This is a genomic window from Streptomyces sp. NPDC042346, assembly GCF_055581845.1.
Genome location: NZ_JBVJEH010000017.1, coordinates 13,361 through 26,844, shown reverse-complemented (window position 1 = coordinate 26,844; position 13,484 = coordinate 13,361). Strand labels below are relative to the sequence as shown.

Annotated in this window: 9 protein-coding genes and 1 pseudogene; 4 read left to right on the top strand and 6 right to left on the bottom strand. The window is 70.8% G+C overall.

The features are described 5' to 3' along the window. Positions 1 to 52: 52 nt before the first annotated feature. The gene (locus tag ACZ6K0_RS42135) at positions 53 to 5,020 is read right to left on the bottom strand and encodes an NAD-glutamate dehydrogenase (protein ID WP_376405275.1); all 4,968 of its coding nucleotides are present in this window, start codon (positions 5,018 to 5,020) and stop codon (positions 53 to 55) included. 431 nt (positions 5,021 to 5,451) lie between these two features. On the opposite strand from ACZ6K0_RS42135, the gene ACZ6K0_RS42130 reads away from it, so the two are divergent. Beyond that, complete coding sequence (locus tag ACZ6K0_RS42130; protein ID WP_376405273.1) at positions 5,452 to 6,006, top strand: DJ-1/PfpI family protein; 555 nt, start codon at positions 5,452 to 5,454, stop codon at positions 6,004 to 6,006. A gap of 180 nt (positions 6,007 to 6,186) precedes the next feature. On the opposite strand, the gene ACZ6K0_RS42125 is transcribed toward ACZ6K0_RS42130, so the two are convergent. Together ACZ6K0_RS42125 and ACZ6K0_RS42120 are read right to left on the bottom strand one after the other, a co-directional pair. Further along, complete coding sequence (locus ACZ6K0_RS42125) at positions 6,187 to 6,843, bottom strand: HAD family hydrolase (RefSeq protein ID WP_376405271.1); 657 nt, start codon at positions 6,841 to 6,843, stop codon at positions 6,187 to 6,189. Positions 6,844 to 6,910: 67 nt separating this feature from the next. Next, on the bottom strand, positions 6,911 to 7,417 hold the full coding sequence (locus tag ACZ6K0_RS42120; protein WP_376405269.1) for a DUF6912 family protein: 507 nt from the start codon (positions 7,415 to 7,417) through the stop codon (positions 6,911 to 6,913). Positions 7,418 to 7,691: 274 nt separating this feature from the next. Between ACZ6K0_RS42120 and ACZ6K0_RS42115 the strand changes: the two genes are divergently transcribed. Beyond that, positions 7,692 to 8,222, top strand: coding sequence for an Rv3235 family protein (locus tag ACZ6K0_RS42115; protein ID WP_469236074.1), 531 nt, complete (start codon positions 7,692 to 7,694; stop codon positions 8,220 to 8,222). Positions 8,223 to 8,287: 65 nt separating this feature from the next. Here ACZ6K0_RS42115 and secA read toward each other — a convergent pair whose 3' ends face one another. Continuing rightward, positions 8,288 to 11,101, bottom strand: a complete 2,814-nt coding sequence (secA, locus tag ACZ6K0_RS42110) for a preprotein translocase subunit SecA (protein WP_376405265.1) — start codon at positions 11,099 to 11,101, stop codon at positions 8,288 to 8,290. A gap of 239 nt (positions 11,102 to 11,340) precedes the next feature. Here secA and ACZ6K0_RS42105 point away from each other — a divergent pair, with 239 nt between their 5' ends. After that, complete coding sequence (locus ACZ6K0_RS42105; protein ID WP_469236073.1) at positions 11,341 to 11,937, top strand: GNAT family N-acetyltransferase; 597 nt, start codon at positions 11,341 to 11,343, stop codon at positions 11,935 to 11,937. 42 nt (positions 11,938 to 11,979) lie between these two features. Then, a complete protein-coding gene (locus ACZ6K0_RS42100) occupies positions 11,980 to 13,176 on the top strand; it encodes a winged helix-turn-helix domain-containing protein (RefSeq protein ID WP_469236072.1) in 1,197 nt (398 codons plus the stop codon). 30 nt (positions 13,177 to 13,206) lie between these two features. Here ACZ6K0_RS42100 and ACZ6K0_RS42095 read toward each other — a convergent pair. Together ACZ6K0_RS42095 and ACZ6K0_RS42090 are read right to left on the bottom strand one after the other, a co-directional pair. Further along, positions 13,207 to 13,323, bottom strand: a pseudogene (locus ACZ6K0_RS42095) (response regulator transcription factor); the annotation flags it as partial. Positions 13,324 to 13,384: 61 nt separating this feature from the next. Continuing rightward, positions 13,385 to 13,484: LuxR C-terminal-related transcriptional regulator (locus ACZ6K0_RS42090; RefSeq protein WP_469578773.1), on the bottom strand; the 100-nt coding region annotated here is incomplete at its 5' end.

Here is a 13,484-nt window from a genome sequence, read left to right as displayed (position 1 = left end):
AAAGGAGAAGGGCCCCGCCGGAACACCGGCGGGGCCCTTCCTCACGTCACGATCAGCTGTGCGACCGCAGCAGCGTGCGCATGGTCCGCATGGCCACCGACAGGTTCGCCAGGTCGAAGGTGTCCGAGCCCTGGATCTCCTCCAGGGTCGTCCGCGCGCGGCCCAGGATCGCCGTGTTCTTCTCCTCCCAGGCCTTGAACCGCTCCTCGGGGCTCGTCGTGCCGTTGCCCACGGTCAGGACGTCCGCGGTCAGCGCCGAGTGCGCCGCGAACAGGTCCTCACGGATCGAGGCGCGGGCCATCGACTGCCAGCGGTCGCTGCGCGGCAGCTCGATGATCCGGTCCATGAGGTCGGTGATCCGCAGGCGGTCGGCCAGGTCGTAGTAGACCTCGGCCACCGCGAGCGGCTCCTTGCCCGTCCGGTCCGCGATCGCGACGATGTCGAGGATCGGGAAGGCGGACGAGAAGCCGGCGACCCGCAGCGCGAGCTCCTCCGGCACGCCGACCTCGGTCAGCTCGGCCAGGATCGACTGGTACCACTCCAGGTCCGAGCCGCGCAGCAGCTGCGGGAGCTGCGTCCAGACCTCCTCGACGCGATCCGCGAAGAACTCGATGGTCTCGCTGAGCTGGAGCGGCTGCGGCCGGTTGTTGAGCAGCCAGCGCGTGCCGCGCTCGACGAGCCGGCGGGAGTGCAGCCGCATCCGGGTCTGGACGTCGGCGGGCACCTGGTTGTCGAGGGCCTCGACGGCGTCCCAGACCTGGCTGAGGCGGAAGACCACCCGGGCCGCGGTCTGCGCGCGGACGATCTCCTCGATCGACGCGCCCGTCTCCTCGCGGAGGCGGTGCAGGAAGGTCGAGCCACCGGTGTTGACGGTGTCGTTGACCAGGACCGTCGTGATGATCTCGCGGCGCAGGGCGTGACCGTCGACGGCCTCGGTGAACTTCTCGCGCAGCAGCGTCGGGAAGTACGCGTGGAGCAGCCCGCGCAGGTACGGGTCGTCCGGGAGCTCCGTGCCGATCAGCTCGTCGGCCACCGTGATCTTGGTGTACGCGAGGAGGACGGCGAGCTCCGGCTGGCTGAGGCCCCGGCTGTTGTTGAGCAGCTCGCGGATCTGCCGGTCGTTGGGCAGGAACTCCAGCTCGCGGGAGAGGCTGCCGTCGCGGCCCAGGCGGCGCATGAAGCGCTGGTGGGCGTGGAGCAGCGAGGGCGACTGCGCGACGGCGTTGGCCAGGGCCGTGTTCTGCGCGTAGTTGTTGCGCAGGACGAGCGTGCCGACCTCGTCGGTCATCTCGGCGAGGATCTTGTTGCGCTGCTTGACGGTCATGTCGCCCTCGGCGACGAGCCCGTTGAGCAGGATCTTGATGTTGACCTCGTGGTCGGAGGTGTCGACGCCGGCGCTGTTGTCGATGGCGTCGGTGTTGACCTTGCCGCCCTGGCCCTCGGGGCCGCCGCTGCGGGCGAACTCGATGCGGCCGAGCTGGGTCGCGCCGAGGTTGCCGCCCTCGCCGATGACCTGGGCGCGGACGTCCTGGCCGTCGACGCGGATGGCGTCGTTGGCCTTGTCGCCGACGTCCGCGTTCGACTCGGCGGAGGACTTGACGTACGTACCGATGCCGCCGTTCCACAGCAGGTCGACGGGCGCGTGGAGCACGGCCTTCATCAGCTCGGCCGGGGTCATCTTGGTGACGCCGTCCTCGATGCCGAGAGCGGCCCTGACCTGCGCGTTGACCGGGATGGACTTGGCGCCGCGGGGGTGGATGCCACCGCCGGCGGAGAGCAGCGACGTGTCGTAGTCGGCCCAGGACGAGCGGGGCAGGTCGAAGAGCCGGCGGCGCTCGGCGTACGAGACGGCCGCGTCCGGGTTCGGGTCGAGGAAGATGTGCCGGTGGTCGAAGGCGGCGACCAGACGGATGTGCTCGCTGAGCAGCATGCCGTTGCCGAAGACGTCGCCGGACATGTCGCCGACGCCGACGACCGTGAAGTCCTCGGTCTGGGAGTCGTGGCCCAGCTCGCGGAAGTGGCGCTTGACGGACTCCCAGGCGCCGCGGGCGGTGATGCCCATGCCCTTGTGGTCGTAACCGGCCGAACCGCCGGAGGCGAAGGCGTCGCCGAGCCAGAAGCCGTAGGCCTCGGCGACCCCGTTGGCGATGTCGGAGAAAGTCGCGGTGCCCTTGTCGGCGGCGACGACGAGGTACGTGTCGTCCTCGTCGTGGCGGACCACGTCGAGCGGCGGCACGACCTCGCCCGCGACCAGGTTGTCGGTGATGTCGAGCAGCGCCGAGATGAAGGTCTTGTACGAGGCGATGCCCTCGGCGAGCCAGGCGTCCCGGTCCACGGACGGGTCCGGGAGCTGCTTGGCGACGAAGCCGCCCTTGGCGCCGACGGGCACGATGACGGTGTTCTTCACCATCTGCGCCTTGACGAGGCCGAGGATCTCCGTACGGAAGTCCTCACGGCGGTCGGACCAGCGCAGGCCGCCTCGGGCGACCTTGCCGAAGCGCAGGTGGACGCCCTCGACGCGCGGCGAGTACACCCAGATCTCGAAGGCGGGGCGCGGGGCCGGCAGCTCGGGGATGGCCTGCGGGTCGAACTTCATCGACACGTAGGAGTGCGACTTCCCGTCCGCCGCCTTCTGGAAGAAGTTGGTCCGCAGGGTGGCCTTGATGACGGTGAGGAAGGCCCGCAGGATCCGGTCCTCGTCCAGGCTCGCGACCTGGTCGAGGGCGCCGTCCAGCTCCTCCAGGATGCCGTCGGTCAGCTCGGTGCCGGCGCGCTGGCGCTCCGGCGCCATCCGGGCCTCGAAGAGGGAGACGAGCAGCCGGGTGGTGTGGACGTTGTTGCGGAGGGTGTCCTCCATGTAGTCCTGGCTGAAGGTCGAACCGGCCTGGCGCAGGTACTTGGCGTAGGCGCGCAGCACCATCGCCTCGCGCCAGGTGAGCCCGGCGGAGAGGACGAGGGAGTTGAAGTTGTCGTTCTCGGCCTCGCCGGTCCAGGTGGCGGCGAAGGCCTCCTGGAAGCGCTCGCGGGCGTCGTCGCCGAGGTAGTCGCCGCCGTTGCCGGTCGGGAGCGGCATGCGCAGGCCGAAGTCGTAGACCCAGGCGTGGGTGCGGTCGGAGCAGCGCAGCTCGTACGGGCGCTCGTCGGTGACCTCGACGCCGAGCCGGTTGAGGACCGGCAGGACGGCGGAGAGGGAGATCGGGTCGCCGGTCTTGTAGATCTTGAAGCGGCGCTCGCCGGGGCCGGCGACGACGGGCTCGTAGAGGGAGAGCGCGAAGTCCTTGTCCGTACGGGCGAGGGCCTCCAGGTGGACCAGGTCGGACACGGCCGCGCGCGGCGAGTGGTCGGCCTTGTAGCCCTCGGGGAAGGCGTTGCCGTAGCGGCGGAGCAGCTCGGCGGCGCGCTCCTCGCCCAGCTCGGCGTTGAGCGCCTCGCCGAAGCCGTCGGCCCAGGAGCGGGCGGCCTCGACGAGCCGGGACTCGATGCGGTCGACGTCGGCGTCGGTCAGCTTGGCGAGCTCGGTGCCGGGCTTGACGCGGACGACGAAGTGCAGCCGGGAGAGGATCGACTCGGTGTTCCAGGCGGTGAAGTCGACGCTGGTGCCGTCGAGCTCCTCCTTGAGGATGTCGATGATCCGCAGCCGGACGCGGGTGGTGTAGCGGTCGCGCGGCAGGTAGACGAGGGCCGAGTAGTAGCGGCCGTACTCGTCCTGACGCAGGTAGAGCCGCAGCCGGCGCCGCTCCTGGAGGTACAGGACGCTGGTGACGATGGACTGGAGCTGGTCGACCGGGGTCTGGAAGAGCTCGTCGCGCGGGTAGGTCTCCAGGATCTGGAGCAGGTCGCGGCCGTCGTGGCTGTTCGGCGAGAAGCCGGCGCCCGCGAGGACCTCCTGGACCTTGCGCTTGACGACGGGGACGCGCCGCACGGACTCGGTGTACGCGGCGGACGAGAACAGGCCGAGGAAGCGCCGCTCGCCGATGACGTTGCCGTCGGCGTCGAACTTCTTCACACCGACGTAGTCGAGGTACGAGGGGCGGTGCACGGTCGCCCGGCTGTTGGCCTTCGTCAGGATCAGCAGCTTGTGCTCGCGGGCCTTGGCGCGCGCGTCGGCGGGCAGCCGGCTGAAGGAGGGCGAGACGGGGTGGGCGTGGTGGCCCTCGTCGTCGGCGCCGTGCTGCGGGTCGGAGCGCAGGATGCCGAGGCCGGTGCCGGCCACGGCGGACAGGGCGTCGCCGTTGACGAGCTCGTACTCGCGGTAGCCGAGGAAGGTGAAGTGGTCGTCGGCGAGCCAGCGCAGCAGCTCGCGGGCCTCCTCCACCTCGGTCGGCCGCAGGTCGGAGGCGGTGGGCTCGGCCGGGAGACCCTCCGCGATCCGCAGCGCGGCGTCGCGCATCTTGTCCCAGTCCTCGACCGTCTCGCGGACGTCGGACAGGACGCGCAGCAGGTCGGCGGTGATCTGCTTGAGGTCGGCGCGGTCGGTCTCGCGGTCGATCTCGACGTGGATCCACGACTCGGTGATCGCGTCGTGCGGCAGCTCGCCCTGGATCTGGGCGGCGAGGACCTCGATGAGCTTGCCGGCGACGTCACGGCGGACGAGGACCTGCGGGTGGATCACGACGTGGATGCCGCGGCCCTGGCGGGACAGCTCGTTGGTGACGGAGTCGACGAGGAACGGCATGTCGTCGGTGACGACCTCGACGACGGAGTGGCTGCTGGTCCAGCCGTTCTCCTCCACCGTCGGGGTGTGGACGCGCACGCTCGCGGTGCCCTGCGGGCGGTTCTCCGCGAGCCGGTAGTGAGAGAGCGCGGCACCGAAGACGTCGACCGGGTCCCGGTCGCCGAGGTCCTCCGGCGCGGTGTGCAGGTAGTAGCGCTGGAGGTATTCGAGCACGGTGTCCCGGTCCGGGCGCTCCCCGGCACCCTCCGGCCCCGTCGGAAGTCGCCCCCCGACCGGGCTGTGCTCAGCTACCCGAGCGGCCCTTTCGAGCAGCTCGGCCTTGGCTTCGTCCAGCTTGGTCTGCATGTCCTCTGACTCCTGTCGCGCGCCGTTGCGTGACGTCGGTGGAAGAAAGGGCACAACGCCACGACGCGGTGATTCCGGTCGAAGACGACGTTATGCCCGGATGAGAGATGCCCGGGTCGTTATCGGCCACAGAGCGCGGCGCGCCCGGACGGAAGGGATCGGCGAACGCACGGTCGGCCCGGCCGCTGTCGCGGGTCGGGCGGCAGCCGGGGGCTTCACTGCCCCCTCGGCGTATCGCGCTGATCACGGCAAAAGCCTATCTCCCCCGACCCCCGAACCGTCATGGTCCGTATGTGTACAAAAGCAGGGGGGGAAGTTTGACGTTATGGACAGCGACACATGTCCTCTTGGCAAAGCGCCCCGCCAGGGGCAGCGTGTACGCGAGCATGGGCGCAGCACGGCAGACCGACCATCTGTGACCTGGGAGAGCCATGGCGAAGATCCTGATCGTGACCGGTGACGCGGCGGAGTCGCTCGAGGTGATGTACCCCTACCAGCGGCTCCTGGAGGAGGGTTACGAGGTCGACATCGCGGCCCCGGCCCGCAAGACGCTCCGCTTCGTCGTCCACGACTTCGAGCCCGGCTTCGACACGTACACCGAGAAGCCCGGCTACACGTGGCCCGCGGACCTGGCCTTCTCGGAGGTCGACCCGGGCGCGTACGTGGCGGTGGTGATCCCGGGCGGCCGGGCGCCGGAGTACCTGCGCAACGACCCGGAGCTCCGCAAGATCCTGAAGGCCTTCTTCGACGCGGACAAGCCGGTGGCCCAGATCTGCCACGGCCCGCTCCTGACGGCGGCGATCGGCGGCCTGGAGGGCCGCAGGGTCACGGCGTACCCGGCCCTGGAACTCGACATGCAGGCGGCCGGAGCCACCTTCCAGGACTCGGCGGCCGTGGTCGACGGCCTCCTGGTCTCCTCCCGGGCCTGGCCGGACCACCCCACCTGGATGCGCGAATTCCTCAAGGTCCTCCGAGCCAAGGCCTGACACCCCGAAGGGGTGGTTGTAGGCACGCGCCCCCAGGGTGGTTGTGGGCATGCGTTCCGCCGGGGCGGAACGGGTGGGCACAACCACCCACCGGGCCGGATCCGGCCCCCCGCCCCACCCACCACCGGACAGGGCCGCCCCACCGGCCCGGACCCAGCCCGGCCCGGCCCAGTCCGACCGCTACCCCAACCCCTCCGCCACGGACACCGCCTCCGCCAGCGAGTCGACCACCGGCACCCCCACCCGCTCCAGCGACGCCCGACTGTGCGACCCCCCGGTGTAGAGCACCGCCTGCGCGCCGACGTGCGCCGCCGCCACCGCGTCGTCCGCCGCGTCGCCGATGACGACCACCCGGTCCGCGGGGACGCGGAGCGCCTCCAGGTGCCGCACCATGTGCCCGGACTTCCCGTCCGTCGAGTCGCCGACCCGCCCGTCCATCCGGAGGAACCGCTCGGCGATCCCGTGGCGCCGCACGAGCGGTATCAGCTCGGCGTGCGGCGCGAGCGACAGCAGCGACTGCGTGAGCCCGGAGTCCTGCCGCGCCGCGAGCAGCTCCGCGGCGCCGAGCGTGAGCCCGCACCCCTCCGCCCGCGCCCAGTAGTGGCGGTGGAAGGCGCCGTCCATGACGGTCCATTCCTCGTCCGTGGGCAGCCGCCCCATGAGCCGCTCGTAGAACTTCGGCACCGGCACCGTGTACAGCTCGCGGTACTGCTCCAGCGTGATCGGCGCGAGCCCGATCTCGGCGAAGGCGGCGTTCGACGCCCCGATCACCGCGCCGATGTCGTCGAGCAGTGTCCCGTTCCAGTCCCAGACCAGATGCTTAGCGTGCTTCCCCATTGGAAGAACGGTACCGGCAGGCGCCGACAACGCACCCGGCCCGGTCCCGTCGCGTCCCGCTCCCCGGCTACCCCAGCAGCCCGGGAATCTCCTGCACCCCGAACCACAGCAGCTCGTGGTCCTCGGCCCCGTCCACCACGAAGCGCGCGTCGTCGTCGCCCTGGTCCGCCGCCCCGAGCGCCGCGGCCGCCGCGGTGACGTCCGCCTCGGCGTCGTCCGCGTCGGCGTGCACCGCCGCGGCCTTGGCCAGCGCGACGGCCCCGGCGATCCGGACCTCGCCGATCGACCCGGCGTCGAGCCCCCGGTCGGGATCCACGGTGGCGTCCTTGTCGGCCACGTCGACGGCGACGACGACCCGGCGCCGCGGCGCCCCGGGGTCACCGGCGATGAGCCGCAGGGAGGCGGAGGCGGCCCGGTTGAGCGCCGCGTACTCCAGCTCCTCGATGTCGTCGGAGACGTACCACTCGCGCAGCGCGGGCGTGACGGCGTAGGCGGTCAGCGGGCCGGGGCCCAGCTCGCCCGCCTTGTGCGCCTGTGCGAGACCGGGGAGGGTCAGGGGGACGTACACGCGCATGGCTGGCCGCTTTCGTAGACGGAGAGGCCCTCAGGATACGTGCGGAGTCCCCCTTCGGGCTGGCGGACCGAACTCCCCGCCCGTCCACCGCCGACGGCCCCCGCCAAGCCCCTAAAGAGGCGCTTTCCCCCCGCGTCACCCTGATAGGTGATTCGCCCGCGGCGCGGCCCCGCGGCCCCGGACTCCTTGCGGGGGCTCGTACCCCACCCGTACAAGATCCCCAACGGAAGTTACCGACTGGTACCACTCGGTTACGCAACGACAGGGGCCCGCCATGACCACCATGAACACCGCACCCGCCACGCCCGTCGCCACGGACATCGCCACGGACATCGCCCCCGCACCCCTCTCGCCCACGGCCACCACCCGCCCGCGCACGCCCCGCCCCCGCACCGCCCCGGGCGGCCCCGCCGGCACCCGCCCCCGAGGCGGCGCGGGCACCCACCCCCGCACCCCGCCCCGCGCGCTCCCCCCGCACACCGTCTTCGCGGAGCGCCTGCTCGCGGTGCTCAGCGGGGAGCGGCCGGTCCACTGGATGCTCGGTCACACCGTCGGGGAGGCGTACGAGCAGCTCGTCCGGCTGGCTCCGACGACGCCCCTGCGATCGCTCGGCCCCCGCCCCGTCATGCGCCGCTGCGCCGTACAGCTGGACCCCCACCGCACGGCCATGGAGGCCTTCGCGAGCATCGCCACCGGCCCTCGCGTCCGGGCCATGGCGTTCCGTCTGGAGCGCGGCCCCGACCACCGCTGGCGCTGCGCCGCCGTCGAGCTCGACGGCCTCGGCACGGCGGCCCGCCACCCATGACGAAGGGGCCGGCCGCCCACCGGGCGACCGACCCCTCCACCTCACGCCATCACGGCGTCACGATGTCACTTCTTGCGACGACGCCCACCGCTCGCGTTCTTCTGCGCCTTGCGACGCTCCGCCCGCGTCATCCCGTCGCCCGACTCGTCGTCGGAGGCGAAGTCGCCCTCGACGACCCCGCCGTCACCGTCGACGGTCGGCGCGGAGAAGTGCAGACGGTCCGGCCGCGCCGGAGCGTCGAGCCCCTTGGCGCGGATCTCCGGACGCCCGTTCCCGGCGCCGGACGGCACCGCGTCGCCCTTGTCGAGCGAGGGAGCGGTCGCCTGCACCGGGACCTCCTCGACCTGCTGCTCGACCTGGACCTCCAGGTTGAACAGGTAGCCGACGGACTCCTCCTTGATGCCCTCCATCATGGCGGTGAACATGTCGAAGCCCTCGCGCTGGTACTCGACCAGCGGGTCCTTCTGCGCCATGGCGCGCAGGCCGATGCCCTCCTGGAGGTAGTCCATCTCGTAGAGGTGCTCGCGCCACTTGCGGTCCAGGACCGACAGGACCACGCGCCGCTCCAGCTCGCGCATGATCTCCGAGCCGAGCTGCTTCTCACGCGCGTCGTACTGCTCGTGGATGTCGTCCTTGACCGACTGGGCGATGAACTCGGCGGTGATGCCGGCCCGGTCCCCCGCAGCGTCCTCCAGCTCGTCGACGGTGACCTTCACCGGGTAGAGCTGCTTGAACGCGTTCCACAGACGGTCGAGGTCCCACTCCTCCGCGAAGCCCTCGGCGGTCTCCTGGCGGATGTAGTCGTCGATCGTGTCGTCCATGAAGTGCTGGATCTGCTCGTGCAGGTCCTCGCCCTCCAGGACGCGGCGGCGCTCGCCGTAGATGACCTGACGCTGCCGGTTGAGGACGTCGTCGTACTTCAGGACGTTCTTACGCGTCTCGAAGTTCTGGGTCTCGACCTGCGACTGGGCGGAGGCGATCGCCCGGGTGACCATCTTGTTCTCGATCGGCACGTCGTCCGGCACGTTGGCCATGGCCATCACGCGCTCGACCATCTGCGCCTTGAACAGGCGCATCAGGTCGTCGCCGAGCGAGAGGTAGAAGCGGGACTCGCCGGGGTCGCCCTGACGGCCGGAGCGGCCGCGGAGCTGGTTGTCGATACGGCGGGACTCGTGGCGCTCGGTGCCCAGCACGTAAAGACCGCCGAGGTCCTTGACCTCCTCGAACTCCGCCTGCACGGCCTTCTTGGCCCGCTCCAGGGCGCCGGGGAGGGCCGCGGCCCACTCCTCGACGTGGTCGACCGGGTCCAGGCCCGCCTGGCGCAGCTCGGCCTCGGCGAGGTCGTCCGGGTTGCCGCCGAGCTTGATGTCCGTACCGCGACCGGCCATGTTCGTGGCGACGGTGACGGCGCCGCGGCGGCCGGCCTGGGCGACGATGCTGGCCTCGCGGTCGTGGTGCTTGGCGTTGAGCACCTCGTGCTGGACGCCGCGCTTGGAGAGCTGCTGCGAGAGGTACTCGGACTTCTCCACGGAGGTCGTGCCGACGAGGATCGGCTGACCCTTCTCGTGCTTCTCCGCGATGTCGTCGACGACGGCGGCGAACTTCGCGACCTCGGTCCGGTAGATCAGGTCGGACTGGTCCTTGCGGATCATCGGCCTGTTCGTGGGGATCGGGACGACGCCCAGCTTGTAGATCTGGTGGAACTCGGCGGCCTCGGTCATGGCCGTACCGGTCATGCCGGAGAGCTTCGCGTACAGGAGGAAGAAGTTCTGCAGGGTGATCGTGGCGAGGGTCTGGTTCTCGTCCTTGATCGCCACCCCTTCCTTCGCCTCGATGGCCTGGTGCATGCCCTCGTTGTAGCGGCGGCCGGCGAGGATACGGCCGGTGTGCTCGTCGACGATCATGACTTCGCCGTCCATGACGACGTAGTCCTTGTCCTTCTTGAACAGTTCCTTCGCCTTGATGGCGTTGTTCAAGTACCCGACGAGGGGGGTGTTCACCGACTCGTAGAGGTTGTCGATGCCGAGCCAGTCCTCGACCTTGGCGACACCGGCCTCGTGGATGGCGACGGTGCGCTTCTTCTCGTCGACCTCGTAGTCGCCGGTCTCCTCGATGCCCTTGAGCGGGTTGCCGGGCTCGCCCTTGGAGAGGCGGGTGACCAGCTTGGCGAAGTCGCCGTACCACTTGGTGGCCTGGTCGGCCGGGCCGGAGATGATCAGCGGCGTACGGGCCTCGTCGACGAGGATCGAGTCGACCTCGTCGACACAGGCGAAGTTGTGGCCGCGCTGGACGAGCTCGTCCTGGGACCACGCCATGTTGTCGCGGAGGTAGTCGAAGCCGAACTCGTTGTTCGTGCCGTACGTGATGTCGCAGGCGTACTGCTCACGGCGCTGGGCCGGAGTCATGTTGGCCAGGATGCAGCCGACCTGGAGCCCGAGGAACTTGTGGACGCGGCCCATCATCTCGGAGTCGCGCTCGGCCAGGTAGTCGTTGACCGTGATCAGGTGCACGCCCTTGCCGGACAGCGCGTTGAGGTACGCCGGGAGGGTGCCGACGAGGGTCTTGCCCTCACCGGTCTTCATCTCGGCGACGTAGCCGAGGTGGAGCGCGGCGCCACCCATCAGCTGGACGTCGTAGTGGCGCTGGCCGAGGACGCGCTTGGCGGCCTCGCGCACCGTCGCGAAGGCTTCCGGCATGAGGTCGTCGAGGCTCTCGCCGTCGGCGTACCGCTGCTTGTACTCGTCCGTGAGCGCCCGCAGGTCGGCGTCGGAGAGGTTGACGAAGTCCTCTTCGATGGAGTTGACCTGGTCCGCGATGCGGTGCAGTTTGCGCAGGATCTTGCCTTCGCCTGCACGCATGAGCTTGTTGAAGACGGACACTGAGGCTGGTCTCCTTGCCGGTCGGGCCTGGCACTGGGTCTTGTGATCGACGCGAGCGCGGGCACGGCAGGTGGTCCCCACCGCAACGGCCATCGTAAGCGAGACCGCCCTCGCGAAGGGAGGCCCGCAGTGCCCGAGCCGCAAGGCCACCCTCAAAGAGAACGCACGAGGTGGGCGGAAGGTGCCGCACCTCCCGAAAAGTGTTCGCTTCCGGTCGGGCGGCTCACCACAATCCAGGCATGGAGCCGATCACCCTCACCACCGACCGACTGCGTCTGCGGAACTTCGTCCCCGGCGACGCCGACGCGGTGTACGAAATCTGCCAGGACCCGGACATTCGGCGCTGGACGGTCGTCCCGGACCCTTATACGCGGCAGGACGCGGACTTCTTCCTGAACCGGCTGGTGCCCGACGGCTGGCGCGAGGACTCGGACTACTCCTTCGCCGTCGAGCCGGTGGCCGGCGGCCCGCTGCTCGCCGCGATCTCGCTGACCAGCCGCGGTTCGGGCGTCTGGGAGGTCGGCTACTGGCTGCGCAAGGAGCATCGGGGCGGCGGCTACATGACGGAGACCGTCCGGGCCCTGGCCCACTGGGCGTTCACGGGGCTCGGCTGCACCCGTCTCGTCTGGCGCGCGGAGCTCGGCAACACCGGGTCGCGCGCGGTGGCCGAGCGCGTCGGCTTCGCCCTGGAGGGCGTCCAGCGCGCCGGCCTCGTCAACAAGGGCACGCTCCGCGACTGCTGGGTCGGCGCCCTGCTGCCCTCCGACTTCGGCCTGCCGAGCCCGCTGCCGTACCTCCCGGCCCCCGACCGGCCCGACCGGCCCGACCAGGCCTGACCCGCGGCCCGGCTGTCAGTGCCGGGTTCTAGGGTGCGGTGCATGACGACTGCGCCGCGCCCCGCCGCCGAACTGTCCGCCGACGAAGCCCGCCGGATCGCGCTGCGCGCTCAGGGGTTCCTGGGCGCGCCCGACCGCAGGTCCGGGGTCCGCGGGGTGCTGCGCGCCCTCGGTCAGGTCCAGCTCGACACGATCTCCGTCCTGGCCCGCTCGCACGAGCTCATCCCGTACGCGCGCCTGGGCGCCGTGGGCCGCGGGACGGTCGAGGACGCCTACTGGACCGGCGTCTCCGATGGCGCGCTTCCGGCACGACCCCACGCCTTCGAGTACTGGTCGCACGCCGCCTGCGTCCTGCCGATCGAGGAGTGGCCCCACTTCGCGTTCCGCCGCCGCGCCTACCGCGACCGCCCGCACTGGCACCACGACCTGTCGGCCGGGGCGTACGACAAGGTGATCGACCAGCTGCGGTCCGAGGGCCCGCAGACCGCGACCGAGCTGGGCGGCGCGAAGAACAAGGGCGAGTGGTGGGACTGGTCCGACGCGAAGATCGCCGTCGAGCGGGCGCTGATGCACGGCGAGGTGGTGGTGGTCGAGCGGCGCGGTTGGAAGCGGGTCTACGACCTGGCCGAGCGGGCGATCCCGCAGGCACTGCTCCATGACGAGCTGGACGACACCGAGTGCGTACGGCGCCTGGTGCGGCAGGCGGGCGAGGCGCTGGGCGTGGGCACGCGCGCGGACATCGCGGACTACCACCGCATCAAGGGCGAGCAGTTCGACGCGGTGGTCGAGGCCTCGGGGCTCGTTCCTGTCACGGTGGCGGGCTGGGGGAAGCCCGCGTGGGCGGACCCGGCGGCGCTGGCCTCCGAGCCGCGCGGCCGGCACCGGACGACGCTGCTGTCGCCCTTCGACTCGCTGATCTGGGAGCGGGCGCGCACGGAGCGGATCTTCGGCTTCACGCACCGCCTGGAGGCGTACGTGCCGAAGCAGAAGCGGGTGCACGGCTACTTCGCGATGCCGGTCCTGGCGGGGGGCCGTCTGGTCGGCCGGGTGGACCCGGCGCGCGAGGGCGGCACGCTGGTCGCCCGGCAGATCACCCTGGACGGCCCGAAGGCCGTACCGGCGGTGGCGCGGGCGCTGCGCGAGGCGGCCGAGTGGGTCGGCTGCGACGCGGTGTCGGTGGTCCCGGACCGCGTGAACCACCCCGAGCTCGCACCCGAGCTGGTACGCGCCCTGAGCTGAACGGCCGAGCGGGGGCGCAGGGGCGCCGCCCTACCGGATCTCGAGGATCTTCTCCCGCATCGCGTAGACCACGGCCTCCATGCGGGAGTGCAGCTGGAGCTTCTCCAGGATGTTCCGCACGTGGTTCTTCACCGTGTTCTCGGAGATGCTGCATCCCCCGGGGGATAACCCCCGGACCCCCAGCAGGGGCGCCCCTCGTGCCGGAGCCTCAGCGGATCTCGAGGATCTTCTCCCGCATCGCGTAGACCACGGCCTCCATGCGGGAGTGCAGCTGGAGCTTCTCCAGGATGTTCCGCACGTGGTTCTTC

Bases quoted from the DNA above. Each gene is read 5' to 3' on its own strand.
- ACZ6K0_RS42115 (WP_469236074.1), top strand. From the start codon at position 7,692: ATGACCACCATGAACACCGCACCCGCCACGCCCGTCGCCACGGACATC.
- ACZ6K0_RS42120 (WP_376405269.1), bottom strand. From the start codon at position 7,417: ATGCGCGTGTACGTCCCCCTGACCCTCCCCGGTCTCGCACAGGCGCAC.
- ACZ6K0_RS42130 (WP_376405273.1), top strand. From the start codon at position 5,452: ATGGCGAAGATCCTGATCGTGACCGGTGACGCGGCGGAGTCGCTCGAG.
- ACZ6K0_RS42100 (WP_469236072.1), top strand. From the start codon at position 11,980: ATGACGACTGCGCCGCGCCCCGCCGCCGAACTGTCCGCCGACGAAGCC.
- ACZ6K0_RS42135 (WP_376405275.1), bottom strand. From the start codon at position 5,020: ATGCAGACCAAGCTGGACGAAGCCAAGGCCGAGCTGCTCGAAAGGGCC.
- ACZ6K0_RS42125 (WP_376405271.1), bottom strand. From the start codon at position 6,843: ATGGGGAAGCACGCTAAGCATCTGGTCTGGGACTGGAACGGGACACTG.
- ACZ6K0_RS42105 (WP_469236073.1), top strand. From the start codon at position 11,341: ATGGAGCCGATCACCCTCACCACCGACCGACTGCGTCTGCGGAACTTC.